Genomic DNA, 26,808 nt, shown 5'->3' with positions numbered 1-26,808 from the left:
AACCCGCTTCCATGCCCGCACCTGCGTGGCGGTATACAGGCCCGGGGTATTGCTGTAGCCGCGCGCCTGCCTGGATACGACAATGCCCTCCGAGACGATAAGCCCTGCCGAAGCGCGTTGCGTGTAGTAGGTCTTGGTTGTCTGCCTGGGCGCATAGGACGGAGCGATCATCCTGCAGCGCGTCATTGGCGCCATCACGATCCGGTTGGCCAGCATCAGGTTTTCCAGGGCGTAGGGGGCAAACAGGATTCTTGAAGGGATCACCGGGACTTCTCCGATCGGCTGCGGCGCGGACGCATACGCACAAATGCGACTTGGGATTCCGGCCAAGCTATTGCCGATCGTCGCGGCGTGCCTTGATCTGGATCAAGGCCGTAGGTGACTCAGGCACCCGGTACAAGGGCCTGAGGGAATCCGGGGACGATGCTATCGCTTTTCTATAATACGCATGACAGCTCGGTGGTCGGCATTCTCAATGGAGCCGCCGTCTTGACGTGATACCGGAGGAGTCAGTCGGTCGACTACACGCGCGACGTAGTCACCGAATCAGTGACACTGAATCGAATTTGGAATCGGCTGCAATCATTGCCGATGAATTTTCACCCGCTCGACCCCGGCGACCAATAGCGCGAGGCCTACGGCCGCCGAACCAGAATCTTTGGGATTGCGCACGCCGAGATGCGCCGACTCGGGCGGCGGCAGGTATGGAAGATGCCAGCATGAGCGAGTCCGTCCGACCTCTCGGTGGAGCGGTGCGCTGAATTTCCGGCTTGTCGCCTGGGATAAATCCTAGTTTCAAAAAAGAGCTTTCAGGCAGACGATGTCTTCACAACCGCCTGAAGAAAGTCGGCGTGAATGTTTTGCCGGATTCAATCGAGTAGGTCCTACGTTGTCGGGGAGTTGTTTCGGGTGAGTGGGGCGTTGGGATCACCGGTTAGGTGGGTGTGGGAGGCCGCGGTGAAAGTGAATAAATATCTGATCTATGTGGTCGATGACGATGCAGCCGCCCGGTCTGTGACGTGCCTGATACTGAAGGCGCAGGGGATGAGAGCTCGCTCATTTGCGTCTGTTGAAGAATGCTTGAGAGCCTTTTCATACAATCCTGCGGATTGCGTGATCGTCGATTTGCGCATGCCAAAAGCTCATGATGCGGATCTCCAGGAGGCGTTGACGGCGCGCGGAATCAGAATACCGGTTGTGATGATGGCCGGTGATCCAGCGTCTGCTCAGAACGGATTGGTCAATGCTGCCGGATCGAGCGCGGTTTTACATAAGCCGCTTGATGCCCGCACGGTCGAGGCAATCATCGAGAATGCCATAGCTCGGTCTTGTGTTCCGTAAACAACTAAGTCTCCATGAGTATTGTATGCGTTCTGTTTTGGAAGGCGGTTTGCTTGTTAAGTCAACCATAGCCCTGATTTATAAGCGTATTGGGTGTTTCCGGATCCGAAGGGAAGAGCCCGGCTTGGGCTCCGCTCGACTCGAGCAAGCTGATCACCCAATTGATCCAAGTCAATGCCACGGATCGATGATATAGAGATTATTAAAAAAGCTATGTAATGAAATTATGAGTGCAAATTGCCAGACTGACGCTCTGAAGCCGCCGCAAGGAAAATCCAACGGCGGCGACTGCGAATCACAACAAGAGAAGAGAGGCGGGCTCCGCCGACGTGAGGATCAGACGCTCGCGGCGATGGCGGAACTGGGTGCTCGTTATCGGCACCTCATCGACGCTGCGGCTGATGCCATCATTGCATTGTCGATGGATGGCACAGTTCGGGACTGGAATCGTGCCGCCGAAGTGATGTTCGGTTATTCCGAGGATGAAACGAGAGGGCGTGCCATCTGCTTTCTTACGCCGGAGAAATCCATCGCATCGGGCTACCCCTTTCAAGAGGCGACTTGGCTCACCCAGGAGATGCGGCAGTGGCACACAGTAAAAAGGCACAAATCCGGAAAGGTGGTTGACGTGTCGATCGAGTCATCGCCCATATTTGATCAATCCGCAAGGCAGCTCGGAACGTTGTGGGTCATTCGTGATATCACTCTGCAGGTGCGTGCCGCGCGCGAGCAGCAACGTCTGGAGGATCGTCTGCGTCAGGATGCGCTGACAGACCCTTTGACCGGCGTTGCCAATCGTCGCCGTCTTGAGCAAGCTCTGGAAGCCGAAAGCAGCCGTGCGAACCGGCACGGCGGTGCCCTGAGCCTTGTGTTGGCCGATGTCGACAATCTCAAAAGCATCAACGACGATTTCGGCCACGCCGCGGGAGATTCGGCTTTATGCGCATTTGCCGGTTTTATCCAGGGGCGGCTTCGTGCCTGTGACTTCTTGGCCCGGTTGGGCGGCGATGAGTTCCTCATCCTCATGCCGGACACGACACGGGCCGAAGCCCATGCCTGGATCGAGCGGGTGCGCGGCGCCTTGCAGAGGGGCTGCGCTCCGATGTTGCCTCGTGTCATCACGGCCAGCTTCGGTGTTTCGGAGCATTGTTCAGGAGAGCGGCCCACAGCGCTACTCAAGCGCGCCGACCAGGCGCTCTATGCCGCCAAGAGGGCGGGGCGGAATCGTACCGTTTCCTGGAGCCCCACGACCGGGGCCGTCTATGCGAGCGAATCGGCCGGGTGGAATTAGCGCCTTCGTTGTAGCGCGGCGGATGACAAATAAGAATCGTGCACGAAGCCGGACAAGGCCCGGGTGTGGCGGACTGTATTGACCTTGCATGGGTAGGGGTTCAAGGTGCCCGAATGTCCCTTTCTGAAACGTCTTGAACCAAATCAGGGGTAAGGGCTGAGCCCCTGGATTTCCGACAGGTGAAAGCGCTTTAGTCCGGTAGTGATGCCGGACTCGCAGCCCCCGTTCAGTTGCCAGGCGACAAGAATTGGATCGTCATCGCCTCCCTCCAGCGCATGCGGCACCACCACGCGGGAGTAGTTGCGGCAGTTCAGACGCAGCTGTCGGCCTTCGCGCAAAGCGTCCTCAATAATCTGCCGCAACAAGGCCCTTCGCGGCAGGTCGTCGCGCGCGGTATCGGCAACGATGGGCTTCATGTCCTCCCAGTGAACCGCGCAGTTGCGCCCGTTCTGCTTGGCCCTGTACAGCGCCTGATCTGCCCGGCGTAGCAAGGTATCTGCGGATTCACCGTTGCGGTAGACGGCGATCCCGAGGCTTGCCGTGAGCTTGCTTGGCAGGTTGGGCACGGTCGCTTTGTCCAGTGCGGATTGTAAGCGGAGGGCGCAGGCGCCTGCTTCCATGCTGTCGGTATCCGGCATGAGCACAACGAACTCGTCGCCGCCCAAACGCGCCAGCAAATCACAGATGCGTAACTGCTTTTGTATCACATCCGCAAAGACCTTGATCGCGGCGTCACCGATTACATGGCTATGCTGATCGTTGATGGCCTTGAGATGGTCAAGATCGATCAGCAGGAGGCTCAGGCTGGTCGAATGGCGCTGGGCACGGCTCAGCTCAACCTGCAGCACTTCTTCCATTCGGCGCCGGTTAGCGGCGCCCGTGAGTGGATCGGTCCGCGCCTCTTCCTGCAGTTCGGCCTGGCGCATCTGCAGCTGGTAAGCCCAGCGCGCTCGGGCCGTGATGTCGCGCACGATCCAGACGAAATGCTCTGGCTTTTGCAGGGGGTCGTCAAGAACCGGTGACGATTCGATCGCCACCTCGAGCGTGTGTCCATCGCGGTGCAATTGCGAGCCTTCCCAATGGCGTACTCCGTGACTCCACCAATCATGTTCGAAATTGAACAGCTTGGCGATATCGGTGCCGGCTACCTCGCTCTCGGAGTAGCCGAAGAGTTTCTCTGCGCCATGGTTCCAGACCAGCACGGAGCCGTCGAGGTTCAGCCCGACAATACCATCGCAGGCGGAGTTCACCAGGGCTCGGAACAATCGTCCCTGATTCGCGTGTTCCGCAAGCAACTTATCCTCGGCTCGCCGACCCGGCGAAAAATGTCTTTGTTCTTGCGCCCCCACTCCCGAATCGGTCATTGCAAATAGCCCTTTTTTGATGCTTAGCCGCGGGCGGTCATGCTGCTCCGCAACAATCGAGAGGTGAACTAGGATATTCCCCTGACTTGAGTTGCGTCTTACTGGACGGCATTGATCTTCCGACCGGTGGTGCTGCAAGTGTGAATTCCGTCACACTTTTCGCAGAAGCTGATTCGAAACCAGACTGTGGCGTACGGTGAAAAGCGCCAACTTGCCGGCTATTTGCCGTGGCGAGCATAATTCAGGAGCGGCTGCTCTATAAGGGGCATCCGAGATGGCGAAAATCCGCCCGGTACCGTTCTGTTCACTGGTTGCTGCTCAAGTGCGGTTGTGCGGTCGGGGTCGGGCCTCATGATGTCGCTGGCAGGAAAGAGCGGACGCGAGAGGTCGCTCGATGCAACCTTTGCCGATCGGCCTATCAAGGCTGCGTCAGCATCAAGAGTGATGCACTCTCTAGCATGCTTGGATGGATTGGCATCGCTGTTTTCAGTGATCGTGCAACGACCAAGCGCCTCGATTATGCCGTCATGGTGGTTTTAAACGCTGTACCGGCCTGTGTTCCCAAGCTGGCGGCATCGAGCATCCGCTCTGTCGCGTTGAGGAGTCGCTCCTGCGCTGCCAGCAAGTCGCGAGCCGCGGGGTCGAAATCCCGCCTGATTTGCAGCTTCAGTGCCGCAATCTCATTCTGCGCAATTTGCTCCAGCTGTTGCGACAGCAACTGATTTCGTTGCCTGAATTTATTGATATCCATATACATGAACCGTAAGCGCGTGTGCTGGTGGGTAACCTTCCATGGCGGGTCCTTGATCGGAAAATATGATCAGCCGGAAGTCTGTGGTGCCGATGAGCGTAGCGCGATCAAGCATGAAAGGAGATCATTTGTGAAAACCTTGGATGGTTGATTGCCTACGCGCATGGTGCCTTGTGCAGAAGCCATTCATTCACCTTGGTGACGGCTCCCTTGGGCGCATCCGCGGTCTCGATGGATAGCAGGTCTGCAGCACCAACCATGGCAGTCTCCAAGTCTTTCGTGATCGTTCAAGGCTAAGCGTCGAAGCCGGAATCGACTTTGATGCAGGTCAATGCGAATGTCGACGATTTGTTGCTTATTAACCATTTTTTCGGTATTGGCGCTGTGAGCCGCGGCGCCATTACTCAAGTGAGTTGATGCGGCGTACGAGTGGATTTGAGCATGCCTGTACGCTGGACGCCGACGTGGGCATGCAGGTTGGTCTGGATCGACATTTCATCCCTGGGTGCAGATGTTGGTTGATGCAGGTCAAAGCCTTCCACGGCAGAAGCGGCGATATTCAAGTTCTTCCTGCTGTCCGGGTATTCGTGCACATGATCAAGACCATTCTGGCGCTGTTGAACGGAGGAGGCGCCGATAGAACGGTGCTGGATGTGGCACTCGCCATTGCGCGTCCCTTTGGCGGCCATATCAATTGTTGCCATAACCCCGCGGGCACCGCATTGGCGTTCGCCCAAATGCCTGAGGATGTGCCAATGACGGGGGCCGCATTGCACGAGGCTATGGATCGCTTTGCGCAATGCGGCGACCCTCAGGCCGCGGACGCGATACGCCATTTCGCGGACTTTTGCGGCAATCACGGCCTTCTGGTTGGCGCAACGATCCCGCACGCCGGAGTTTCGGCTGGATTTCTGCAGGTTCGAGGCGCTCCCGTGGAGCGCTTGTCTTTCCTCGCGCGCTATCACGACATGGTTGTCATGGAGCGGCCGTCGGAAGGGAACGGCTTCCCCGCTGATCTCGCGCCCAGGATCCTGCTGAATGGCGGAAGGCCACTGCTCCTCCTGCCGGAACATGCTGTGTTCGACAAGGGGTTCGACACCATCATGCTTTGCTGGAAGGACACTGCAGAATCGGCCCGCGCGGTCGCCGCCGCTGTGCCGCTGCTGAAGCATGCGAAGCGGGTTATTCTCGTGAGCGTAGATGAAGGGCACAGCATCGAACAGGCTTCGATTCAGGCGCTGGTCGCGTATTTGGAATGGCACGATGTGCATGTACAGGTCAGGACGTTGCTTGCCGGTGATCGGCCGACAATGGATGTACTGTGGTCCGGCGCCCACGACTGTCGTGCAGACCTGGTAGTGATGGGTGGGTACAATCGCGGGCCCATCAGGGAGATGCTGTTCGGTGGCTGTACGGATTCGGCGCTGCTGTGGGGCGACTTGCCGCTTCTCGTCGTTCATTAAGACCCGGCTATCTGTTGGGCCTGGTACCCGGAAAGTCTGCGTGGAGTATCGGCGACCGGAATTCCGTTCGGAAAGCCCGGCATTCTGCGTCAATAACTGGTTTTGCCGACGCTGAATGTGCTCATTGCGCGCCGAGCATGCGAACATCAAAGACAACGCCTGCAACGAAGGCCATGGGTGCTCGCCGTATAGAAATGACCACGACGGGCACCCACGGGCGGCATGCAAGCGAATCTATTTGACTAGGGCCTGTTAACGCTAATTTGATCGCTGCGTTGCAGTCCAAAATCGAGCCAGGCAAGGCGGAGCCCGCTGGCCATGGTGAATCCATGGCCAAGGGCGATAACGCCGCATGGCTCGATTTTGGGCGCAACCCTTCGGGACGGCCTCTGGAGGCGCCCATCGCGGCGTCGTTCGTCGCTCATGTACTTCCAGTACATCACGCTCCTCTCTCCTTGCGCTGGACGCCTCCAGAGGCCGTCGCAGCGATCAAATTAGCGTTAACAGGCCCTAGCTACAGAAATGCCGTTGGCTGCAGTCAAACCAGGAACGCGCCGGGAACGCGCGTGTCGTGAGGAGCGACAGATCTGGGCTCAGTGCTGTTTCAGAATCCAAGTGACGAGTTGCTTGGATTCGGCTTCGTTGACTGGCTCACGCAGCGTTGAGGGTGGCATGTCGGCGCTGCCCCAATGTTTATTGAACATCCAGTGGTCGGCACTGCCGTCCATGATCTCGCGCGTCAGCACCAGGTCGGCGTTATCCATGCCCTTGTAACGGCGCGCGATCTGGCGGAATGATGGGGCTACGCCGGCGTCGGTAGCGTGATGGCAGGTGTAACAGTGCTTGGCACGCGCCAAGTCTTCGGCGGGGTCTGCGGCCTGGACAGGGGCGAAGCAGAAGGCCAACGGCGCGGCTAGCAGCAGGGTGCGGTGGATGTTCATGGTTTCCGGGTCTCTTCCTGGATTGCTGTGACGGTCGATCGAAACGAATGCGTTTCTCAAGCGTAGTCATATCGCCATAATCAGGTATTGATCTATATCAATATCGGCGGCGCCAGCTGGGCGCGGGCGCCGGGTAAGGCAGCGTCCACCGCAGCGCATTCAGTCGAACTGACGGCGGAAGCGCCATAGGCCGAAGCCGCAGACGGCGCCGCCGAGCAGCAGGATGCCGAGGATGGACGGGGCGATGGTGCGCAGGCCGGCGCCTTTGAGCAGGATGCCGTAACTGGCGTTCATGTAGTAGTACAGCGGCGAGATGTACATCAGGGCGCGGGCCACGATGGGCATGGCCTCGGGCGGGGTCCAGATGCCGGAGAGGAACATCATCGGCGCCAGCACCAGGATGCCCATCATGGCAGCCTGCGCCAGATTGCGGGTGACGGTGGCAATGAACAAGCCCAAGCCGGAGAGGTTGACCACGTAGAGTGTGGTGACCAGCGCGAACAGCGTCAGGCTACCCTTGATCGGCACGTGGAACACCGGCTCGAGGATGCCGAATAGACAGATCAGGATGCCGATGTGGATCACCAGGGTCATGGCCAGCACCTTGGGCGCCATCACCTGGAACGGCGTCAGCGGCGATACCAGCAGCTGCTCGATGGTGCCGCGTTCCTTCTCGCGCACCATGAAGGCGGCGGGTAGCAGGATGGCGAAGGCGGTGATGACGTTGAGCAGTTCGGAGATGGACATGAACCAGCCATCGTCCTGGTTTGGATTGAACCAGACGCGCTGGCGGTTGTCGACGCGCGCCAGGCTGTCGAGTGCGGTGGGGGATAGACCCTGATTGCGCAGGCCGGCTTCGATGGCATACTGGCCGAAGATCTGCGTGGTATAGCTGTAGGCGAGGAAGCCGAGCGCGGTGTTGGTGGCGTCGATCTGTACCTGCACCGCGGTGGGCGCGCCAGCGGCGAGGTCTCGCCCGAACTGCGGCGGGATGGACAGCACCATCAGCGCCTGGCCGCTATCTAGCAGACGCTCGCCTTGGCGCGCGTCGGTAATGGCGCCGATCGGCTTGAACTCCGGGGGCAGCAGGCGCCCGGCCAGTTCGCGCGAGGCGGCGCTGCGGTCGAGGTCGTGCACGGCGAAGGCGGCGTGCTGCAGCTGCAGGGTGACGCCGGATCCGGCATTGTAAACGTCGGCGGTAAAGCCGTAGAGGATGACGAACAGCAGCACCGGATCACGCAGCAGTTGCAGCAGCTCCTTGCGCGTCATGGCCCCGACGCGGCGCAGCCACAGGCGCCAGTCCTGTCCGCTGAAGGGCTCTTTCATGAGGCGGTGCGCTTGCGGAACAGCAGATAGCCGGCGACATACAGCGCCGCGGCGTAGGTGGCCAGAGCCAGCACCTGCGGCCACAGCTCGGCTAGACCCACGCCCTTGAGGAAGCTGCCGGTGACGATGTCGGCGAAGTACATGCCGGGCAACAGGTGGGCGATGACGCTGGCGGCGGCCGACAGCGAGGGGATGGGAATGAGGATGCCGGAGTACAGCACCGCCGGCACCACGGTGAGGATCATGGTGCCCATCATGGCAGCGACCTGGGTGCGCACCGCGGCGGACACCAACAGGCCGATGCCGGTGGTGCAGCCGACGTAGAGCACGGCGGCGGCGAAGAAGAACAGCGGGTCGCCCTTGAACGGTGCCCCGAACAGGAAGCAGGCCAGCGCCCATAGCACCAGCACGTTGAGGCTGGAGATCGCCAGGTAGGGCAGCAGCTTGCCGATGAGGAATTCGCCGCGGCTGACGGTGGAAGCGTAGATGTTGAAGATCGAGCCGCTCTCCTTCTCGCGCACGATGCCCAGCGCGGTGAGGAACGGCGGCGACATCATCATGATCGCCATCAGCAGCTTGGGGGCGATCGACCAGACGCTCTTGACGCTCTGGTTGTAGAGGTAGCGCACCTCCACACGCAGCGTCTGCAGCGCGCGCTGCGCGTCGGCCGGCGACAGGCCGCGCGCCTGCGCCAGGTAATCGGCCAGCACGCCGAGGCTGAAGGCGGCGTTGATGGCGGTAACGTAGCCCTTGGCGGTTTGCGCGCGGAACGGGAAGGTACCGTCGATCAGGGTCTGCACCTCGGCGGCGCGGCCGGACTGCAGGCGCTGGCCGAAGTGCTCGGGGATCAGCAGCACGGCGCGCACCGTGCCGGCGGTGAGCAGCGCGCCGGCCTCGCGCTCGGAGGCGGCGTAGCCCTTGAGGTCGAAGTAGCGCGAGTCGCTGAAGCGGTGGGCATACTCGCGCGACAGGGCGCTGTGGTCGTAGTCGATGATGGCCAACGGGATGTGCTCGACGTCGAGCGACAGGCCGTAGCCGAACAGCAGCGTCAACGCGGCGGGCACGACGAAGGCCAGCGTGAAGAACAGGCGATCGCGCACGATCTCGCGCCACTCTTTGTAGGCCACGGCATTGATGCGGGTAATGTTCATCGGGCGGTTTTGCGCGCGTTGAGCTCGGCTGCTTCCAGGGCAGTGACGCGCTGCACGAACACGTCTTCCATGCTCGGGGCTCGGCGCACCACGGTGACGCCGGGCTGGCCGGCCTGGCGCAGCAGTTCGGGCAGGCGCGCGCTGTCCGCCTCGGCCTGCCGTGACTGGATGCGGATGCGGTTGCCGAACAGTGCGGCCGCGGCAAAGCCGTTCCGCTGCAGCGCCAGCAGCGCTGCCTGCGGCTCGGGTGCGTTGATTTCCAGCAACATGCCGCAGTCGCGCTCCAGCGCGTTCTTCATGCCGGAGGGGCTGTCCTCGGCGACGACGCGGCCGGCGTACATCAGCGCCAGCCGGTCGCAGTGCTCTGCTTCGGACATGTAGTGGGTGGTGACGAGAATGGCCACGCCGTCGAAGCGGGACAGATGGAACAGCATGTCCCAGAAGGCACGGCGGCCGATCGGGTCGACACCGGAGGTGGGCTCGTCGAGGAACAGCACGCGCGGCTGGTGCACCAGCGCACAGCCCAACGCCAGACGCTGTCGCAGTCCCATCGGCAGGCGCGCGGCGCGCTCGCGCTCATAGCCCTTGAGCTCGGCCACTTCGCTGATCCATTGCAGGCGGCTGCGGATGGCGGCGCGGTCCAGGCCGTAGATGCCGCCGTAGAGACGCACGTTCTCCTCGACGGTGAGATCCAGGTAAAGCGAGAAGGCTTGCGACATGTAGCCGATGCGTTCCTTGATGGCGAAGCCGGCGCTGCGCATGTCGGCGCCGGCGACGCGGCCGCTGCCAGCGGAGGGTTGCAGGATGCCGGTGAGCATCTTGATGACCGTGCTCTTGCCGGCGCCGTTGGCGCCGAGCAGGCCGAACACTTGGCCGCCGCGCACGTTGAAGCTGACGCGGTCGGCGGCGCGGAAGGCGCCGAAGTCGCGGGTCAGCTCGTGCGCTTCGATGGCGGGAGCGTCGGCGTCCTGCCGGCGCGCCGGCGGGGGTGACGTACGGTCCTGCGCCGGCCGCGCCAGGCCGCGCTGGCGCAGCAGGGCGACGAAGATGTCTTCCAGTTCCGGTTCGACCGCGGCCACCGCTTGCGGCGGCAGCGCAGGCAGGGCCTGGCGCACCATGTCGGCGGCCTGGATGTCGTCGCCCTGGTCGACAAACACGCGGATGGCGCTGCCTAACGCGTCCACCTGGGCGAAGCGCGCGCGCAGCTGCGCCAGCGCGGCGGCCTGCTGCCCGACTTCGGCGCCGGCTTCGACGCTGACCAGGGCTCCCTGGGCCAGCGCGCGGATCTCGCCGGGCTGGCCGGCGGCGAGCAGGCGGCCACCGAACATCAGCCCGACGCGGTGGAAGCTGCTGGCCTCGTCCATGTAGGCGGTGGAGACCAGCGCGCTGATGTTGCGCTCGCGCAGCAGGCGGCCGAGGATCAGCCAGAAGTCCCGGCGCGACACCGGATCCACGCCGGTGGTGGGCTCGTCGAGGATCACCAGGCGCGGCTCGTGGATCAGGGTGCAGACCAGGCCGAGCTTCTGCTTCATGCCGCCGGACAGGTGCTTCATGGCGCGGCCGGTGAAGGGGGCCAGGCGGGTGATGGCAAGCAGCTCGGCCTTGCGCTGCGCCAGCGCGCTGTGTGGCACTAGGCGCAGGCGGGCGAAGAAGTCGATGTTTTCCTCCACCGTCAGCTCGGGATAAAGGTTTTGTCCCAGGCCTTGCGGCATGAAGCCGATGCGGTCCTTGATGCGCTCGCAGGCGTCGTCGCTGAGCAGCGGCACGCCGAACACTTCCAGGCTGCCGGCTTCGAAGCGCAACACGCCGGCGATGGACTTGATCAGGCTGCTCTTGCCGGCGCCGTCCGGGCCGATCAGGCCGAACAGCTCGCCGGCGTGGATCTCCAGGTCCAGGCCTTCGACGGCGTTGCGGCCGCGGTAGCGCTTGCCGAAGCCGCGCGCCCGCACCACCGTGGCGGGGTTGCCTGCCGCCGGCCCGCTTACCAGCGCGGGCGCTGCCACGGCACCTGGTCGTTCCAGCGGATCACTGCGTCGGCTGGCAGGCCGGGGGTGAGACGGTGCTGCGGGTTCTGTTCGAAGTACAGCTTGACGGCGTAGGTGAGCTTGACGCGCTCGTCGATGGTCTGCACTTCCTTTGGAGTGAACTCGGCCTGCGAGGCGATGTAGCGCACGCTGGCAGCGAAGTCTTCCGCGGGGAAGGCGTCGGTGTAGACGCGTGCGGGCAGGCCGCGGCGGATCTTGCCGATCTGTGTTTCCGGCACGTAGACCTTGAGGTAGAGGCGGTCGAGGTCCACCAAGTCGAACAGCGGCGCGCCGGCAGCGACGACTTCACCGGCGTCGCGGATGCGGGTGACAATCACGCCGGGCTGCGGCGCACGGATGGTGAGGTCGTCGTAGACGCTCTGCACTTCCTGCAGCGTGGCCTGGGCCCGCTGCACCTCGGCGGCGGCGGTGTCCAGCTCGGCTTGGCGCGCGCGCACCTGCTCGGTGCCGAGCCGCGCTTCGCTCGCGCCCTGGCGCGCGCGGGCTACGCCGGAGCGGCTGGCGGTGGCGTCGGCGGCGGCGCTGGTGGCGGCGAGCTGCGCCAGTTCGGCGCGCTGCCGTGGCACCGTGCCGTGCTCGGCCAGCTCCTGCATGCGCGTGGCGTCGCGCTCGGCCTGCGTCTGCGCGGCCTCGGCCTTGTGCTGAGTGGCCCTGGCCTGGTCGAGCGTGGCGTCGGCGCTGGCGATCTGCAGCGGCACCTGCCGGCGCAGCAGCTGCAGCGCAGTGTCGGCGGCGTGGTGCCGGGCACTGGCCGCCTCCACCGCGGCACGGGCCTGGCCGAGGCGGGCGCTGACCTGCTCGTCGTCGAGCCGTGCCAGCACCTGGCCGGCGGCGACTTGGTCGCCTTCGCGCACCGTCAGTTCGGCGATGCGGCCAGCGAGCTTGCCGGCGATGGCGACATGATCGCCCTCGATGCGGCCGTTGGCCAGAAGCAGGCCTTCTGGCATGGCAGCGGCGCCGAACAGGCGTTGCCAGGCGAAGGCGCCGGCGGCGAGCAGCAGTACCGCGGCGGCGGCCAGCGCGAGCTGTTTGCGGGTGGGCTTTTTCCAATCCATGTTGCGGGCGTGGTTTCTCAGAGGGTGCCGATGGCGCGGCGCAGGCGCAGCTGCGCCAGCACGTTGTCGTAGATGGCGTCGATGTGGTTGGTTTCGCTCTTGCGGCGCAGGGCTTCGGCGTCGAGCACTTCGGTGTTGGTGCCCACGCCGGAGTCGTAGCGGTCACGCGCCACGCGCAGGTTTTCCTCAGCTTGGTCGAGCGCGGCGGTGGCGACATCGATGCGCTGGCGAGTCTCGCCGATGTCGAGCCAGCACTGGCGCACCTGCAGGCGGATCAGCGATTCGGCATCCTGGCGGGTATCGGCGGCGGCGGCGGCCTCATCGTCGAGTGCGCGCGCCTTGCGCCGGGCGATGCCGCCGTCAAACAGCGACCAGGACACGCCGATGCCGATGGCCCAGAAGCCGTCGTTGGCCAGGTTGCGGTCCTCGACATAGTACCGGCCACCGGACAGGGCGACCTGCGGCCATTGCTCGCCGCGCGCGCTGACGGCCTGCTGGCGTAGCGCGTGGTCCTGTTGCTGCAGTGCGCGCAGTTCGCTACGCGTGGCCAGGGCTTCGGTGGTGAGTTGCTCCAGCGGTGCGGTTTCGCCGCCAGGGATGATTTCGTCGATGGCGACGGCGCTGTCGAATGGTCGGCCGAGGGCGCGGTTGTAGTTGGACTGCGCCAGGTCAACGGCGTTGGCGGCCCGCAAGCGATCCTGCTGGGCATTGGCTAGGGCGACATGGGCGGCTAGGCCATCATTGCGCGCCACCAGACCCTTGGCGTAGAGCGCGTCGACGTCCTGCGCGTGGGCCTGCAGGGTGCCGACACTGGTCTCGGCAAGGCTTAGCGCGCGGCGCGCGCGCAGCACGTCAACGTAGGCGCCGGCGACGTTGAGCTTGAGGTCTTCGCGCGTGGCGGTCTCGGACTGGGCGGCGGCGTCGGCTGCTGCTGCTGCTGCGTGCACCGCACCCGTGATGCGGCCGCCGGTGAACAGCGGCAGGCTCGCAGTGAGCTGGTAGGCGCGCACGTCCTGCTGGATCAGCGGCATCTCGAGTGTCCCGAGCGGAGGCACCTGCAAGATGGCGGCGGGTGGCTGATCGAGGTGGAAGTAGCCACCCTGGGCATTGATGCTGGGCAGGCTTAGCCCTTGCGCTGCGGCGAGGCGCTCCTGTGCGGCGGCGGTGCGCTGGTGCTCGGCGCCCAAGCGATGGTCGGTGCGCAGTGCGGCGTCAAAGGCGTCGTTCAACGTCTCTGCGCCGGCGTTGGCGGCGACGCTCGGCACGGCGAGCAGCAGGAGGGCACGAAGCAGGTCGCGGGTCATCGTCGATAAGTTGGATCAAGGAGGACGCTTGGGAGGCGGGTTTGCAACAATACGGCAAGCCTGTGCAAAGCATATCTGCGCGGTGCCCGGCGGCCTTTGATCCATGTCAATGAGCGTCGCAGTCTGCGGCCGGCGGTGAACTCCGCATATATGTCGGCGGTCAACCTGCTTTAAGTCGTAAGTCGCCTTTTCGCGACCGCCGTACCGGGGCGGATTCTGTCGACTCAGACCGTTCGCGGGAACACAACGAGTGCACTTCACCCCTGCGGCGGCCGTTGGCCTCGGTCCAGATGCGCCCGCCGCTCCTTCCGGATCCGGCGCACGTGCCCATACCCAACGAGTTTCCTGCTCTTCTCGACCCATAACCGCAACGCAGCCGGGTGCTCATGTGCCTGCGCACCAGCTCCAGCAAGGCTCGCATGAAGATCTGGTCATGAGCCGGCCAGCGGAGGCTCCGTTCCGGCCAGTTCCTTGATCTCGGCTTCGAGCAGGGTTTCCTTTTCGAGCAGGCGCATTGCAGCCTTGTCGAGCGCAGCGTGCTTGGCATGAATGATGGCCAGAGATTTCTCGAACGCCCGGTCCACCAGCCCCCGGATGGCATTGTCGATCTTCTGCGCCGTGCCCTCGCTGTAACTACGCTCTGCGCCGAAAGGTACAGGGGCGTTCAGAAAGCTCTTCGACTCGTGCTCGTAGGCGACCTGGCCCAGTTCCGCCACCATGCCGAAGCGCGTGACCATGCTGCGCGCGATGTCGGTCGCCTTGGCCAGATCGTCGGCGGCGCCGGTGGAAATCTGGCCGATGATGCCGTGCTCGGCGGCGCGCCCGCCCAGCAGCACCGCCATGCGGTTTTCGAGCTCCTCGGTGTTCATCAGGAAGCGATCTTCGGTCGGCCTCTGGATGGTGTAGCCGAGGGCGCCGATGCCGCGGGGAATGATGGAAACCTTGTGGACGGCGTCGGTGCCCTTGAGCGACAGGGCCACGAAGGCGTGGCCGAGTTCGTGGTAGGCCACCACCCGGCGCTCGTCGGGGTTGAGCAGCCGGTTCTTCTTCTCCAGGCCGGCGACGATACGCTCGACCGCCTGGGTGAAGTCATTGAGCGTCACGGACTCCGCGCCGCGCCGGGTGGCGAGCAGCGCAGCTTCGTTGACCAGGTTGGCGAGGTCGGCGCCGCTGAAGCCAGGTGTAAGGGCGGCGACCTGTTCGAGCTGCAGGTCCGGCGCGAGCTGTATCTTGTGCGCATGGACCTGGAGGATTTGCAGGCGTCCGACCCGGTCCGGCCGGTCCACCAGCACCTGGCGGTCGAAGCGCCCGGCGCGCAGTAGGGCCGGATCGAGGATTTCCGGGCGGTTGGTGGCAGCCAGCAGGATCAGCCCTTGGCGCGGGTCGAAGCCGTCCATTTCCGACAGGAGCTGGTTGAGCGTCTGTTCCTTCTCGTCGTTACCGCCCGCAATGGGATTGAGGCCGCGGGCGCGCCCCAGTGCGTCCAGTTCGTCGATGAAGATGATCGCTGGCGCCTTCTGCCGGGCTTCCTCGAACAGGTCGCGCACGCGGGCGGCGCCGACACCCACGAACATTTCGACGAACTCGGAACCGTTGATCGACAGGAACGGCACCCCGGCTTCGCCGGCGACCGCGCGCGCCAGCAGCGTCTTGCCGGTGCCGGGAGGGCCGACCAGCAACACGCCTTTGGGCAGGCGCGCGCCCAGGCGGCCGTAGCGCTGCGGCTCCTTCAGGAAGTTGACGACTTCCTGCAATTCGGCCTTCGCCTCGTCCACGCCGGCAACGTCGGCAAACGAGACCTTGGTGTCAGTCTCAACATAAACCTTGGCCTTGCTCTTGCCGATGGCCATAAGCTGACCTGTTTGTCCACCCATCATGCGCGGCATCAGGAACATCCAAAGCAGGAAGAAGCCGACAGTGGGCAGCAGCCAGCGCAGGATGGCCTCGAACAAGCTTGGATCGGGCGCGCCGGAGAAATCGACTCCGGCCTTGCTCAGTTGCTCGGCTACCTGGGGGTCGACACGCTGCGTCAGGAAGTGGGATGGGGTACCCGCGGCCGGCGACTTGTACGAACCCGCCATGCTGGTGGGCGCGACCTCCACGTCCTTGATCTCGCCCTTGGCAAGTGCCTGCTGGAATTCACTGTAGGAAATCGTCTTGACGTGGCTCTGGCTGGCCAGGAAATCCTGAATAAAGAGGAGGACCAGGATGGCCGCGACTGCGTACCAGATGGTGAAGTGGGTTTCGCGGCGCATTGGAACAGAACCTCCGAAATGAATGCTAGAGGGCCGGAGCCGAAGGCGAATTGATTTGGATCAACACGCTGCAGTGGCGCCTGCCTGCGCGCCCCAATCGTCGGAGTTGCCCGGAGGGATGGACTGAAGCGGAGAGGCGGTGGAAAGGTCGGACGACTTTGTGAGACCCACTACATAGGTATTGGCAAGGAAATCGAGGGCGATGGCAGCGCAAGCCTGGGCATTACGACCGCTGAAGCGGGTGAGTTGAGTTTGGTATCAAAAGGGCCGCGCGCGCCATTGTTGAAGCCATCCCGACAAGCCGGTATCGGGCCGGAACCAGGCAAACGCTGCGGAGCACGGGCTTGGATCCCCTTGATCACGATCCATGTTGATCCAGGTCAATGCTGCATCAAAGGAGAACCCGCACGGTTACTTTTGTTCGATGGGCCGCAGCGGCATGCGACAGGGTGGGGTCGAAACAAGTGAGCCGGTGTGAACATTCACGGAGGAAATCAGTCATGAGGGAGGATTCGAAGGCCTGCATCGTCTTCCTGCGTTGCAGCGCGGTGCGGAAGATATCGCTGATTCCGCGCAGCATGGACTCGCTCGAATGCATCCTGCAAATGCCAATTGAAGGTCGCTATTTTGTACCGCGATCCCGGCTGGAAAGCCGCCTGAACGCCGTGCCCGGCGGACGCGCTGCCGAACTGCTGAATTTCGGCGCGGCCGACGACATGAATCGCGCTTCCGCCGTGCGCGCGACATGGTGATGCGTTTTGGTTTGAGCGGTGAAACCGATCCGGTGATGGATGCGGATGCGGAGCCTTCGTTTTCGGGAAATTCTTTGAATACGGCATCCGCGCACAGTGAACGCACCGCCGAACAAACCGACCTGGTTGCGCGCCGACTGTGCGATACGGCCCAGGCGAGGGCGCTCGATGCAATGCGCGAGGGTCAGACCCCGCCGCACCAGAGGGCGGACCGACTGCTGCAACAGGACGCAAAACTTCTCACGGGTGCAGGCATCGCCGGGCCGCAAAACAAGGCGCGCCCTCGAATGACGTCACGGGTCACCGCATGACCGCGAATCGACCGGAGTCGCCGATCGTCACACAGGCGGCACCTGATGGTGCCGACGTACCACCCTTGATCCGGGGACTGATGTCGGCCGCAGCCTTTCCGCACGCCGTGAGCGGAGTGCAGCTGGTGCAAACCCATATTTCCTGGGTGGTGCTGACCGGAGACTATGCCTACAAGATCAAGAAGCCGGTACGCTTTTCATTCCTCGACTTTTCCACCCTGGAGCGCCGGGAAGCGGCATGCCGGGAGGAATTACGTCTGAACCGGCTGATGACCCCGGAACTCTATCTCGACGTGGTGCCGATCGTCGCCGGTGAAGGTGGGCCCAAGCTCGCCTGCCCCGGAACACCGATCGAATATGCCGTACGGATGCGGCAATTTTCGCAGCACCTGCAACTGGATCGGCTATTGCAGGCCGGCGAATTGCAAGCCGCGGACCTTGCCGCGTTCGGCGGGGAGCTGGCCCGGCTTCACGCGGCGGCCCGGCAGGCGGCGATCGGCAGCGCCTTCGGCGAGCCGGCAGCGGCGCATGCGACGGTGCTGGAGTGCGTGCACGATCTGCGTCGCGGAGCGCCGGGCCTGGATCTGCACGCGGACCTCGACGCGATCGAACACTGGCTGTCACAAGCCTACAGCCGGCTTGCGCCGTTGCTGCTTAACCGCAAGATGCAGGGCCGGGTGCGTGAGTGCCATGGCGACCTGCATCTGGCCAACCTGGTGAAGCTGGACGGGGAGGTCCGGGCCTTTGACCGGATCGAGTTCAGCGAGGAACTGCGCTGGATCGACGTGATCAGCGACATCGCCTTCCTGGTCATGGACCTGGACCAGCGCGGCCATCCGGCCCTGGCCAGCGCGTTCCTCAATGCCTATCTCGAGGCCGGTGGCGACTATCAGGGGATGCGCCTGCTGAACTACTACCTGGTGTATCGCGCCTTGGTGCGGGCCAAGGTCGCGCTGATCCGCTGCCGCGGCGCCTGCGCCGGGCAGCGGGACGCCGACGCAGCGGAGTGCGCCCGCTATGTGCGATGGGCCGCGCGGCGCGCCGGAGAGCGGCGCCATGCCCTGTTGTTGATGCACGGCTTCGCCGGATCCGGCAAATCCTGGTTGTCGCGCGAACTTGCCGCCGTCCTGCCCGCCGTGCAACTGCGGTCCGACGTCGAGCGCAAGCGCCTGAACGGGCTCGGCTCCTTGCAGCGCAGCGGTTCGGCGGTCGGGGCAGGCATCTATACGCCCAGCGCCGGCCAACAGGTCTATTCACGGCTGGCCGCCTGCGCCGAGGACATCATCGAAGGAGGCGCCACCGCACTCGTCGACGCGACATTTCTCAAGCGGGCGGACCGGCAGCGCTTCATGGCGTTGGCTCGGCGTCTCGGCGCGCCGTTTGCAATCATCGATTGCCGCGCACCCCAGGACATTCTTGAGCGAAGGGTGGCGGAACGGCTGCGCTTGAAGTCCGACGCCTCCGAGGCCGGCCCGGAAGTGCTGCACATGCAACTGGCCACCGACGAAGCCCTGGACCAGGAAGAACTGACCCGGACCCTGAGCATCGATACTGCGATTTCGCCTTCGATTCCCGGCCTGGCCGAACAGCTGCGCAACCTGCCCGGCATGTAGCGCCGCTTCGCCGAAGGGTTGGACGGATAGAGCAAAGGTACGGATAAACCGGGAAGCAAGGGCTATTTGCAAACCTGCCCGACCAGCCTCCGTCCCCACAACAGATCCGCTCCTCCGGTCGCGCCGACAAGCGCCGAGTGGCGTTTCTGCCCCTTACGGATCAGATCAAGGTGGTTCCGGCGGTGGCGCATTGAGCAGATGCCTTGATCCATCGGCAGCGCCGCCGGTGCCGCAGACGGAGGCGATTCTAGGTTCGAGCATCCGATCCTTCAATGGCTTCGGCCACCGCCTGGTCCACTCGTTCCAGCCATACGAAGCGCAACTGCCGTTGCACGTCCTCCGGAATCTCCTCCAGGTCGGCCTTGTTACGCGCAGGCAGCATCACGGTCTTGATCCCGGCCCGCGCCGCCGCCACCACCTTTTCCTTGATGCCGCCAACCGGCAACACCAAGCCGCGCAGGCTGATCTCGCCGGTCATCGCCGTATCGCTGCGCACCGGCCGGCCGGCGAGCAGCGAGGCCAGGGCGACGTAGATGGCGACGCCGGCGCTCGGCCCGTCCTTCGGTACGGCCCCTGCCGGTACATGCAGATGAATGTCGAGTTTGTCGAGGTTGATGTCATCGCTGACGCCGAGCGCCCTCAGGTTGCCCTTGACCAGCGTCAGCGCGGCCTGCACGCTTTCCTTCATTACTTCACCCAGCTGGCCGGTGATCATCAGGCGGCCGCTGCCGGGTACGCGGCTGGCCTCGATGAACAGGATGTCGCCTCCGACCGGGGTCCAGGCCAATCCGGTGGATACGCCGGGCAAGCCGGTGCGCAGGGCCAGGTCGCTCTCGTAGCGGTGCGCACCAAGGATCGCCGGCAGATCGGAATCATTGATCGTGATCTCCTGCGCCGCGCCCTCGGCGATGCGCATCGCCGCATGGCGAAACACACTGCCGATCTGGCGCTCCAGATTGCGCACACCGGACTCTCGGGTGTAGGAGTGGATCAGTTCGCGCAGGGCGGACTCGGCGATGCTGCACTGCTCCGCCTTGAGCCCGTTTGCTTCGAGCTGGCGCTTGATCAGGTAGCGCTGGGCAATGGCCAGCTTTTCCTGCTCGGTATAGCCGCTGAGCTGGATCACTTCCATCCGGTCCAGCAGTGGGCCTGGAATGGTGTCCAGCACATTGGCTGTGGCGATGAAGATGACCTGGCTCAGATCGAACGGCACCGCCAGATAGTTGTCGCGGAAGCTGGCGTTCTGCTCCGGGTCCAGCACCTCGAGCAATGCGGACGACGGATCTCCGTGGAAGCCGCCAGCGCCCAGCTTGTCCATTTCGTCCAGCATCAGCACACAGTCGCGTGTGCCGGCCTTGCGGATGGCCTGGATGATGTTGCCCGGCATGGCGCCGACGTAGGTACGGCGATGCCCGCGGATTTCCGCCTCGTCGTGGGTCCCGCCCAGGCTGACGCGGGCGAATTTGCGGCCGGTGGCGCGGGCAATACTTTGCCCGAGCGAAGTCTTGCCCACGCCCGGCGGACCGACGAAGCAGAGTATCGGGCTGCGTCCCGCAGGATTGAGCTTGCGCACCGCGAGGAACTCGAGAATGCGGCGTTTGATCTTCGGCAGGCCGTAATGATCTTCGTCGAGAATCCGTCGCGCTTCGGCGATGTCGACGGCGGTGGCGCTGGTCTTGGACCAAGGCAGCTCGACCAGGCAGTCCAGATAGGTGCGCACCATCGAATGCTCGGCGGCACCGGACTGCATGCCGCGCAGGCGGCTCAGCTCCTTCTTCGCGTGCTTCTCCACCTCTTCCGGCATGCCCGCCTGCGCGATCGCTTTTTCCAGCTCCTCGATCTCGGCGCCACCTTCGTCGGATTCGCCCAGCTCCTTCTGGATCGCTTTGAGCTGTTCGCGCAGCACGTACTCGCGCTGGCGTCCGGCCATCGACTCGCGTGTCTGCTCGCCGATGTCCCGCGACAGCCGCAGCACTTCGAGGCGATGCGCCACCAGCCATTGCACCTTCTGCAGCCGCGGCAGCAGTTCGATGGTTTCGAGTATGTCCTGCTTTTCCGTGGGCTTGCCATCCATGAAACCCGCGACGAAGTCGGCCAGCTGCCCGGCTGAAGTGACGCCTTCGATGGTTCCGGCAAGTTCGGGCGAAGCATCGGGAAGGAGCTGCACGCCTTCCAGCGCACGCGCCTTCAGGCGATGCAGTTGTGCCTCGATTTCGGTGCCGCTGCCTTCCGGTTCGGCGATGCGCTCGATGCGCGCGACCAGGAAAGGGTAGCCTGGCAGGAACTCGACGACACGGAAACGTCCTTCGCCGTGGACGATCAGGTTGTGGACGCCATTGCGATCCGTGACGTAGCGCAGGATGTTGGCGACGGTGCCGATCTGGTGGAGCCCGCTGGCGTCCGGTTCTTCCGCCTCGGGATCGCGCTGCAGCAGCAGGCCGATGGGGCGCTGGTTGCGCGCCGCCTCCTGGGCCGCCGCCACCGATGTCGCGCGCCCGACCCCCAACGGCGCCACGATGCCCGGAAACAGCACCACGTTGCGCATCGGCATTACGATGATGGCATCGGCGGGGATCGTCACTTCGGGCGGGCGGATATCGCCGGAGGTTTCGGGTTTCGGCCGTGCCGGCTCCTGCATGGGTTCGCGCATTTCGCTCATGCCTTGCTCCGGTTACCGGCTTGTGCGGACAGCTTGCGCAGGCCCAGCGTCAGGCAACCGTCCGCAAGGCGGCGCTCCACCAACTCGAAGCGGCCAGGCGGCAACTTGATGACTCGCTCGAAGCGTCCGGCCGGAATTTCCATGCGCCGGATCGAGGCCGCACGGACCTCTGCCGGGAGCAGTCGCATGCCGGTGACGACCAGGGTATTGCCGTCAACGGCCAGCTCGACCCGTTCGGCGGCGACGCCGGGCAGGGCCACGATCAGCCACAAGGCATACTCGGTTTCGAATACATCGACCGGCGGTTCCCAGCCCGGCTGGTTCAGCGCTGGGTTCGCCGGCTGAAAGAACTGCCGTTGCAGGCGCTCGGCACGGTCCATCAACTCGCAGGCCTCGGCCCACATCCAGTACGGACTGTAGTGGTTGCTCATAAGATTCCTTAATCTGTCCGGAAGTCCTGCATTCAAGTGCAGAACTACATTCCACGAGGGCAGTTGGCCCGCCAGTCGGCGCAGTGCCGCATGTCCATGGACGCTGCCAAACGTCGTGACAATATGGAGGAAAAGGGGCGGTCGCCCATTGACATACGTCAAGCGGGCGCGTTTTTCGCGAACCGGCCGTTTATCCTTGACGGATCGGCTCGAGTGCCGGCCTTTCGACGGTGACTTGAAAGATCGATGACTCGGGCTGGCCTTCAATCCAGCTGCCAGATCACGGACACAATGGTGCGAACCAGTCACCGGCCGGCCATGCGACATCTTCCAAAACTTCCAGCTCTCCGCAGCAAGTGCTCACGTCACCAACCGGGCCGCTTGCCATTCCCGGCGCAGCAGTTCCGCGGCCGAGCGCCCCATGCGCTTGCGCACCAGCACCAGCAGCGCCCGCATGAAGATCAGGTCATGATCGGTCTGCGCGGTGTGCCAGGTGCAGGCGTGGGCGAGTTCGTGGAGGACGAAGTACTCGCTGCGGGTCGCGCGCGGGAAGCTGAGCTTGAACAGCAGGCCATCGCAGGAACTGCAACGAGCGTGACGATCGCCGCGGCCGTCCGCGATGTGCAAGCGCATCGGCTGCGGCCAGCGGCGTCGAAACCAGTCCTCGCCAGTAAGTTCAAGAACATACCTGCGGATCCGCGCCAGGGTCAGCGGATGGTCGCCGTGCAGCGCCAGCATGCAGTCCTCGGCCTTGTAGAACCGATGATCGGAGGCGGCCGCTAGCCGGCGCCGGATGGAGGGAGAGGAAGGAGGCACTCCCTTAATATGCGCCCCCGGGTTGACGACTCAATGACGGTACGGACGTACAGTAGTGCGGCTTTGCCCCATAGACCTCTGTCCGCTCGGAAAGCTCCATTGAGAGGCCCCCGGTGGGGAAAGAACAGGCAGTCTCCCGCCAAAATCCCATTTTTCACCTCGGAGGCCCTGATGGGCGTGCCGGAATCTCATACGCCGTTGTCGCCAAGGCGGCGCCGCTGCCGCGGCATGCGCTGATGCAAGATTCCGGAGGCCAGGAGGCCGTTGGCCTCCCGGCGGCGCCATACCAGTCGCGGGCGAACCTGCGGTTTCAGGGAACACAGTAGCAGTCAAGCTTGAGCGAACGCCTTACTTGCCCGTGGCCTGGAGTGCCTGAAAGTAGAGGATGAGCGCGTCGACATCCTCTGCACTGAACTCGTGCGGCGGCATGCTGGAGTGCGGTCCGCTGAGGATCGACCTGAGATGTTCCGGCCGCCCTTTGACGGGGTCCGCCGCGAGCGCTGCAAAGCTTGGAGCTCCATCCGCAGCATAGTGCTGACTCTTAGGATGCGGCCTTACTTCATGGCAATTCGAACAGTATTTGCGCACCAGTCTCCAGCCCAATCCGTCGGCCGATCCGGGCTGGGCTTGGGCGGAGAAGGCCATTGCGGTAAGGCCAAGAAGCGCACTGGTGCGGATCATAGTCGTTGCAAGCGGTGTGGTAATCAGCATTTCAATGATTCCTGGTTAACAGGCCCTAGTTGCCGATGTCCGGCACGCATCCGGACCGGCCTCATCAGCGGGCTGGTGGAGGCCGCGGGCGACTGCAAATGATGGGAAATGAGGCATTCCAGGGAAATACGCCAAGCCTTTGAATCTTTAGCCGGACATCCGGGGTACAACGGTTGGGGCAAGGCGATCATTTCACCGGCCGGACGCATCCAGGGGGAGCGACTGCAAGCGGTCTTCAAGTTGTTGATGGATGTCGGCGAAAGCCGCTTGAATGGCCGTGTCGAGCTGACTGCGGCCGGTGCTCCCGTGTTCCCGAATCACCGAAAATACCAGTCCGGGGAGGGTGACGCGGACGTGCACGATGTGCGGGGCTTCCAGGGCAACGCGGCATCCGATCAGCGCTGGATGCTTCCGCTCAAGGGCTTCGGCCTCGCTGCGGATCAGGTGCTCCAAGTCTTGCGAGTATGGAACGCTTCTGTAGCTGATATCGACGGGAATTCGCATGGGAGCCGGCGGGATGGGAGAAAAAATGACTATTCATCCGCGAAAAGGCTGGCGCCTTGATGTAGATCAACCAGGCGGAGGATATTTCCATGTCTTCCTTCCCCCGGATGTCCTGCTTTCCGAGTGCGTGCTGGCACCGCCGTTGCGCTCTGAATATCACCCATTCCAGGGCGCGGGTTGCTGATCGACAGTCAATGCTCGCGCCCATCGTCCTGGCGCGCTCATGCCGCCATCGAGCACGCCTAGTGATCGGGAAAGCGGGCCATGTTGCGGAGCGTTCAGTCCAACCGGTCTTCGTCCCGAACACAGTAGCGGACAAACCAATCACCCGCCAGCAGCGCTACGTTCTCCAAGGTGCCCGGCTCCTCGAACAAGTGACTGGCCCCCGGCACGATGGACAATTGCTTGATGCCGGGCAGTTTCGAATAAGCCAACCGATTGAGGCGGATCACCTCGTGGTCATTACCTCCGACGATGAGCAGGGTCGGACAATGCACCTGGTCGAGTGCCTGCATCGCCAGATCCGGGCGGCCACCTCGTGAAACCACGGCGGCTATGCCGAGCCCCAACCCGGCAGCGCCGATCAAGGCGGCTGCGGCGCCGGTACTGGCCCCGAAATAACCGATGGGCAGATGCTTGGGAACCAGCTTCATGCGGCTTGTTTCCGCAGTGACTTCCAGCAGGCGGCGGGTCAAGCGCGGTATATCGAAGCGCGCGGCGCGATCCTCATCCTCTTCCTCGCTCAGCAGGTCGAACAACAGCGTAGCGAATCCCCGCTGCTGCAAATAACCGGCCACGAGGCGATTGCGTGAACTATGGCGGCTGCTACCGCTGCCGTGCACAAAGATCACTAATCCCCGGGGATAGGGTGGCAGCGCGAAGTCGCCAAATACCGCGACGTCGGCAAGGTTCAGCTTGATGTCGCGTCGTTCTTCCGTATGCACAAGTTCACTCGAAATGCTGGCGCGGCGCCGGACACTGGCGTCCTTTCGATGCGCCGGGGAGTCTTTTGGTCGCACAGGAATATCAGCGGCTTCTCGGTGGAGGCGGCTGCGCCTGATAAACGTAGCCTGGAACCTGGTTGCCCTTGCTATACATGCATTGCTCGTAAGCGATGTCGTAACGCCGCTGCAAGCCGCGCGTGGAGCGGTCGGCTTCGCCCGCACCAATTGCCGATCCTGCGAGTAAACCAATGCCGGCGCCGGTTGCCGCGCCGCCGCCCGATTGCCCGATGAGGGCGCCGGCAGCGGCGCCGACTGCAGTGCCGCCAATCACGGCGCCGGCCGTCTGGTTCTGGGCGGTAGCCGGCGCCTGGCCGATTTGCTGCTGGGCGAACTGACGGCAGACGCTCGCGTCCGCTGCGAACACCTCGAACGGCTTGTAGGGCGCCGGCATGACCGCCACGCTTGGCCCGGTGGGCATTTCGACACAGCCGGCCAAGAGCTCCAGAGAAACAGACAACAACAGGGTTGCGCGGATGCGGAACATGGGAGACTCCTGCGATTTAATTTCCGGGTGGCAACGGTGCTGGCGGCGGTGTGGCCGTGACCGGTTTCCATGGGACGTCGCATTGGGTCACATAGGGGTAGTAACCCTCAGGCCGTTCACAGTAATACCAATACTGCGCCGGGGGCGGCCCCGGCGGTGTTTCGACGATAATCGCGGGCGGCACGTAAAAATCGGGGTACGGATAGATCGGTTTTTCGTACCAGAACCAGTTTCCACCCGTTACCCACCACCAGCCCCCACGATGGCCATGGTCGCCGTGGCGCCAATGACCTTCCTGCCAATGGTCACCGAGATAAGGGGGAGGCGGAACATGGTGATCACGGTGATTGTTGTGCACTCCACCGCGATCATGCCTCGCTGGGGCGACGTGGCCCATTGCTGGGCCGGCATGGCCGTGGGGAGGTTCCGCAGCCGCGGTGAAAAAGGCAAAAACCGTTGCCGCGGATGCCATGGCAATCATCATCTTGTTCATTGCACGTCCCTGTCAGTGTGACGTCGGAAAGCCAAGGGTCTGCGCAAAAATCACGCGTTGATGTGGTCCGAGTTGCATGGCTTGCGCCAGCGCGCGACGGTTGACCGCGCCCCGGATAACGCAGGCCAGCCCTTCGGATGCGCAGAACAAGTACACGTTCTGGGCAATGAAGGCCGCATCCGCGGCGCAGTAAAAACGGCGCTCCACGGGATCGGTGGAGTCGACCCGGGCAAGGTCCGCGACATACACCAGGTTGATCGGGGCGGCCCCGACGAAATCCTGAATCCCGGTCGCAGCCCGCAAGTCCTGCCGCAACACGTGCCGAAGGCCGTGCAACGTTGAATCGTAGACATGCAAGCCGTCGCCGCGTGCGACATAGATGTCGATTTCCCGCCAGTTTTTTGCCGACGGCGCGGTTCTGCCGCCGGTCTGAACCCGGTTGACGCCGTCGGCCGCCCACAACAGGTCGGAAACGAGCTGTGCCGGAATCTCGGCGGAACTGAATTCGCGCGTGCTGTGCCGCCCAGCCAACGCCGCCATCAGCGGTTTACCGCCATCGGTGCGTGGACGTGGCAGCACAACCACATCCGATAGCCGAATATCCACAGGCATAAATTTTCCACCACCCGGCATCCAAGGATGTCAAGCCTGGGGTCGCCAGCCGAACCCGGCATTGATCCAGATCAAAGCCGGCATCGCTCGTTCGCCCTTAGCCTTCAATTCCCCATGTAGAACATTGGAGA

General features: G+C 63.5%; 26 protein-coding genes. 7 read left to right on the top strand and 19 right to left on the bottom strand.

Annotated elements, in window-relative coordinates; translation table 11 throughout:
* Positions 1-264 (bottom strand): oxidoreductase (locus tag BP26_RS0106280; RefSeq protein WP_494546281.1); only part of this gene is annotated, 264 nt, incomplete at its 3' end.
* A gap of 693 nt (positions 265-957) precedes the next feature.
* Between BP26_RS0106280 and BP26_RS28335 the strand changes: the two genes are divergently transcribed.
* Complete coding sequence (locus BP26_RS28335; RefSeq protein ID WP_169740653.1) at positions 958-1,341, top strand: response regulator transcription factor; 384 nt, start codon at positions 958-960, stop codon at positions 1,339-1,341.
* Positions 1,342-1,567: 226 nt separating this feature from the next.
* The gene (locus tag BP26_RS27400) at positions 1,568-2,632 is read left to right on the top strand and encodes a sensor domain-containing diguanylate cyclase (protein WP_051748430.1); all 1,065 of its coding nucleotides are present in this window, start codon (positions 1,568-1,570) and stop codon (positions 2,630-2,632) included.
* Between the two features lie 143 nt (positions 2,633-2,775).
* On the opposite strand, the gene BP26_RS0106270 is transcribed toward BP26_RS27400, so the two are convergent.
* The 3 genes from BP26_RS0106270 to BP26_RS30100 all read right to left on the bottom strand — a co-directional run bounded on the left by BP26_RS0106270 (position 2,776) and on the right by BP26_RS30100 (position 5,310).
* Positions 2,776-3,996, bottom strand: a complete 1,221-nt coding sequence (locus tag BP26_RS0106270; RefSeq protein ID WP_084182859.1) for a GGDEF domain-containing protein — start codon at positions 3,994-3,996, stop codon at positions 2,776-2,778.
* Positions 3,997-4,513: 517 nt separating this feature from the next.
* The gene (locus BP26_RS0106265) at positions 4,514-4,747 is read right to left on the bottom strand and encodes a hypothetical protein (protein WP_157572390.1); all 234 of its coding nucleotides are present in this window, start codon (positions 4,745-4,747) and stop codon (positions 4,514-4,516) included.
* Between the two features lie 404 nt (positions 4,748-5,151).
* Positions 5,152-5,310 carry a hypothetical protein gene (locus BP26_RS30100; protein WP_169740652.1) on the bottom strand — a complete coding sequence of 53 codons (159 nt, stop codon included), beginning with the start codon at positions 5,308-5,310 and terminating at the stop codon, positions 5,152-5,154.
* A 30-nt stretch (positions 5,311-5,340) separates the two neighbouring features.
* On the opposite strand from BP26_RS30100, the gene BP26_RS30095 reads away from it, so the two are divergent.
* Positions 5,341-6,210 (top strand): universal stress protein, encoded by an 870-nt coding sequence (locus tag BP26_RS30095; protein ID WP_169740651.1) that lies wholly within the window; start codon positions 5,341-5,343, stop codon positions 6,208-6,210.
* 593 nt (positions 6,211-6,803) lie between these two features.
* On the opposite strand, the gene BP26_RS0106250 is transcribed toward BP26_RS30095, so the two are convergent.
* From BP26_RS0106250 to ftsH, 7 genes are all read right to left on the bottom strand, one after another.
* Entirely contained in the window at positions 6,804-7,151 is a 348-nt protein-coding gene (locus tag BP26_RS0106250; protein WP_051748428.1) for a c-type cytochrome, read from the bottom strand.
* A 159-nt stretch (positions 7,152-7,310) separates the two neighbouring features.
* Entirely contained in the window at positions 7,311-8,477 is a 1,167-nt protein-coding gene (locus BP26_RS0106245; RefSeq protein WP_029919714.1) for an ABC transporter permease, read from the bottom strand.
* Entirely contained in the window at positions 8,474-9,628 is a 1,155-nt protein-coding gene (locus tag BP26_RS0106240) for an ABC transporter permease (RefSeq protein WP_029919713.1), read from the bottom strand. The genes BP26_RS0106245 and BP26_RS0106240 overlap by 4 nt, the downstream gene beginning before the upstream one ends.
* A complete protein-coding gene (locus BP26_RS0106235; protein WP_245611729.1) occupies positions 9,625-11,631 on the bottom strand; it encodes an ATP-binding cassette domain-containing protein in 2,007 nt (668 codons plus the stop codon). The genes BP26_RS0106240 and BP26_RS0106235 overlap by 4 nt, the downstream gene beginning before the upstream one ends.
* Positions 11,610-12,728 (bottom strand): HlyD family secretion protein, encoded by a 1,119-nt coding sequence (locus tag BP26_RS0106230; protein ID WP_029919711.1) that lies wholly within the window; start codon positions 12,726-12,728, stop codon positions 11,610-11,612. The genes BP26_RS0106235 and BP26_RS0106230 overlap by 22 nt, the downstream gene beginning before the upstream one ends.
* Positions 12,729-12,745: 17 nt before the next feature.
* On the bottom strand, positions 12,746-14,032 hold the full coding sequence (locus tag BP26_RS0106225; RefSeq protein WP_029919710.1) for a TolC family protein: 1,287 nt from the start codon (positions 14,030-14,032) through the stop codon (positions 12,746-12,748).
* 431 nt (positions 14,033-14,463) lie between these two features.
* Positions 14,464-16,287, bottom strand: a complete 1,824-nt coding sequence (gene ftsH, locus BP26_RS0106220; RefSeq protein WP_036516206.1) for an ATP-dependent zinc metalloprotease FtsH — start codon at positions 16,285-16,287, stop codon at positions 14,464-14,466.
* A 500-nt stretch (positions 16,288-16,787) separates the two neighbouring features.
* On the opposite strand from ftsH, the gene BP26_RS0106215 reads away from it, so the two are divergent.
* Genes BP26_RS0106215 through BP26_RS0106205 form a run of 3 tightly spaced genes read left to right on the top strand, consistent with a single transcriptional unit; the run spans position 16,788 to position 18,963 of the window.
* The gene (locus BP26_RS0106215; RefSeq protein ID WP_029919708.1) at positions 16,788-17,039 is read left to right on the top strand and encodes a hypothetical protein; all 252 of its coding nucleotides are present in this window, start codon (positions 16,788-16,790) and stop codon (positions 17,037-17,039) included.
* Positions 17,033-17,350 carry a hypothetical protein gene (locus tag BP26_RS0106210; RefSeq protein WP_029919707.1) on the top strand — a complete coding sequence of 106 codons (318 nt, stop codon included), beginning with the start codon at positions 17,033-17,035 and terminating at the stop codon, positions 17,348-17,350. Before BP26_RS0106215 ends, BP26_RS0106210 begins: the two co-directional genes overlap by 7 nt.
* Positions 17,347-18,963: a bifunctional aminoglycoside phosphotransferase/ATP-binding protein gene (locus BP26_RS0106205; RefSeq protein ID WP_084182857.1), complete on the top strand. Its 1,617-nt coding sequence runs from the start codon at positions 17,347-17,349 to the stop codon at positions 18,961-18,963. The genes BP26_RS0106210 and BP26_RS0106205 overlap by 4 nt, the downstream gene beginning before the upstream one ends.
* A gap of 247 nt (positions 18,964-19,210) precedes the next feature.
* Here BP26_RS0106205 and lon read toward each other — a convergent pair whose 3' ends face one another.
* The 4 genes from lon to BP26_RS0106185 all read right to left on the bottom strand — a co-directional run bounded on the left by lon (position 19,211) and on the right by BP26_RS0106185 (position 23,580).
* Entirely contained in the window at positions 19,211-21,601 is a 2,391-nt protein-coding gene (gene lon / locus BP26_RS0106200; RefSeq protein WP_051748448.1) for an endopeptidase La, read from the bottom strand.
* 17 nt (positions 21,602-21,618) lie between these two features.
* Complete coding sequence (locus BP26_RS0106195; RefSeq protein WP_029919704.1) at positions 21,619-22,053, bottom strand: Hsp20/alpha crystallin family protein; 435 nt, start codon at positions 22,051-22,053, stop codon at positions 21,619-21,621.
* A gap of 360 nt (positions 22,054-22,413) precedes the next feature.
* Positions 22,414-22,791 carry a hypothetical protein gene (locus tag BP26_RS0106190; RefSeq protein ID WP_029919703.1) on the bottom strand — a complete coding sequence of 126 codons (378 nt, stop codon included), beginning with the start codon at positions 22,789-22,791 and terminating at the stop codon, positions 22,414-22,416.
* A 426-nt stretch (positions 22,792-23,217) separates the two neighbouring features.
* Complete coding sequence (locus BP26_RS0106185; RefSeq protein ID WP_029919702.1) at positions 23,218-23,580, bottom strand: c-type cytochrome; 363 nt, start codon at positions 23,578-23,580, stop codon at positions 23,218-23,220.
* 108 nt (positions 23,581-23,688) lie between these two features.
* On the opposite strand from BP26_RS0106185, the gene BP26_RS31240 reads away from it, so the two are divergent.
* On the top strand, positions 23,689-24,144 hold the full coding sequence (locus BP26_RS31240; protein ID WP_245611728.1) for a hypothetical protein: 456 nt from the start codon (positions 23,689-23,691) through the stop codon (positions 24,142-24,144).
* Between the two features lie 218 nt (positions 24,145-24,362).
* Here the strand turns inward: BP26_RS31240 and BP26_RS0106175 are convergent, their stop codons facing one another.
* The 4 genes from BP26_RS0106175 to BP26_RS0106160 form a co-directional block, all read right to left on the bottom strand.
* Positions 24,363-25,028 (bottom strand): dienelactone hydrolase family protein, encoded by a 666-nt coding sequence (locus BP26_RS0106175; RefSeq protein ID WP_245611727.1) that lies wholly within the window; start codon positions 25,026-25,028, stop codon positions 24,363-24,365.
* An 82-nt stretch (positions 25,029-25,110) separates the two neighbouring features.
* Complete coding sequence (locus BP26_RS0106170) at positions 25,111-25,572, bottom strand: glycine zipper family protein (protein WP_036516203.1); 462 nt, start codon at positions 25,570-25,572, stop codon at positions 25,111-25,113.
* Positions 25,573-25,588: 16 nt separating this feature from the next.
* Positions 25,589-26,065 (bottom strand): hypothetical protein, encoded by a 477-nt coding sequence (locus BP26_RS29255; RefSeq protein WP_157572386.1) that lies wholly within the window; start codon positions 26,063-26,065, stop codon positions 25,589-25,591.
* 12 nt (positions 26,066-26,077) lie between these two features.
* Positions 26,078-26,677 (bottom strand): nitroreductase family protein, encoded by a 600-nt coding sequence (locus tag BP26_RS0106160; protein ID WP_029919698.1) that lies wholly within the window; start codon positions 26,675-26,677, stop codon positions 26,078-26,080.
* Positions 26,678-26,808: the final 131 nt, after the last annotated feature.

The sequence above is a fragment of the Nevskia soli DSM 19509 genome (genome assembly GCF_000711955.1).
In the GTDB taxonomy this organism is placed as follows: domain Bacteria; phylum Pseudomonadota; class Gammaproteobacteria; order Nevskiales; family Nevskiaceae; genus Nevskia; species Nevskia soli.
The sequence above is the reverse complement of the archived record's forward strand: the minus strand, read 5'-3'. Positions and strand labels throughout refer to the sequence as shown.

Bases quoted from the DNA above. Each gene is read 5' to 3' on its own strand.
- BP26_RS27400 (WP_051748430.1), top strand. From the start codon at position 1,568: ATGAGTGCAAATTGCCAGACTGACGCTCTGAAGCCGCCGCAAGGAAAA.
- BP26_RS0106270 (WP_084182859.1), bottom strand. From the start codon at position 3,996: ATGACCGATTCGGGAGTGGGGGCGCAAGAACAAAGACATTTTTCGCCG.
- BP26_RS0106265 (WP_157572390.1), bottom strand. From the start codon at position 4,747: ATGGATATCAATAAATTCAGGCAACGAAATCAGTTGCTGTCGCAACAG.
- BP26_RS30095 (WP_169740651.1), top strand. From the start codon at position 5,341: ATGATCAAGACCATTCTGGCGCTGTTGAACGGAGGAGGCGCCGATAGA.
- BP26_RS0106250 (WP_051748428.1), bottom strand. From the start codon at position 7,151: ATGAACATCCACCGCACCCTGCTGCTAGCCGCGCCGTTGGCCTTCTGC.
- BP26_RS0106245 (WP_029919714.1), bottom strand. From the start codon at position 8,477: ATGAAAGAGCCCTTCAGCGGACAGGACTGGCGCCTGTGGCTGCGCCGC.
- BP26_RS0106240 (WP_029919713.1), bottom strand. From the start codon at position 9,628: ATGAACATTACCCGCATCAATGCCGTGGCCTACAAAGAGTGGCGCGAG.
- BP26_RS0106230 (WP_029919711.1), bottom strand. From the start codon at position 12,728: ATGGATTGGAAAAAGCCCACCCGCAAACAGCTCGCGCTGGCCGCCGCC.
- BP26_RS0106225 (WP_029919710.1), bottom strand. From the start codon at position 14,032: ATGACCCGCGACCTGCTTCGTGCCCTCCTGCTGCTCGCCGTGCCGAGC.
- ftsH (WP_036516206.1), bottom strand. From the start codon at position 16,287: ATGCGCCGCGAAACCCACTTCACCATCTGGTACGCAGTCGCGGCCATC.
- BP26_RS0106215 (WP_029919708.1), top strand. From the start codon at position 16,788: ATGAGGGAGGATTCGAAGGCCTGCATCGTCTTCCTGCGTTGCAGCGCG.
- BP26_RS0106210 (WP_029919707.1), top strand. From the start codon at position 17,033: ATGGTGATGCGTTTTGGTTTGAGCGGTGAAACCGATCCGGTGATGGAT.
- BP26_RS0106205 (WP_084182857.1), top strand. From the start codon at position 17,347: ATGACCGCGAATCGACCGGAGTCGCCGATCGTCACACAGGCGGCACCT.
- lon (WP_051748448.1), bottom strand. From the start codon at position 21,601: ATGCAGGAGCCGGCACGGCCGAAACCCGAAACCTCCGGCGATATCCGC.
- BP26_RS0106195 (WP_029919704.1), bottom strand. From the start codon at position 22,053: ATGAGCAACCACTACAGTCCGTACTGGATGTGGGCCGAGGCCTGCGAG.
- BP26_RS0106190 (WP_029919703.1), bottom strand. From the start codon at position 22,791: ATGCTGGCGCTGCACGGCGACCATCCGCTGACCCTGGCGCGGATCCGC.
- BP26_RS0106185 (WP_029919702.1), bottom strand. From the start codon at position 23,580: ATGCTGATTACCACACCGCTTGCAACGACTATGATCCGCACCAGTGCG.
- BP26_RS31240 (WP_245611728.1), top strand. From the start codon at position 23,689: ATGAGGCATTCCAGGGAAATACGCCAAGCCTTTGAATCTTTAGCCGGA.
- BP26_RS0106170 (WP_036516203.1), bottom strand. From the start codon at position 25,572: ATGTTCCGCATCCGCGCAACCCTGTTGTTGTCTGTTTCTCTGGAGCTC.
- BP26_RS29255 (WP_157572386.1), bottom strand. From the start codon at position 26,065: ATGAACAAGATGATGATTGCCATGGCATCCGCGGCAACGGTTTTTGCC.
- BP26_RS0106160 (WP_029919698.1), bottom strand. From the start codon at position 26,677: ATGCCTGTGGATATTCGGCTATCGGATGTGGTTGTGCTGCCACGTCCA.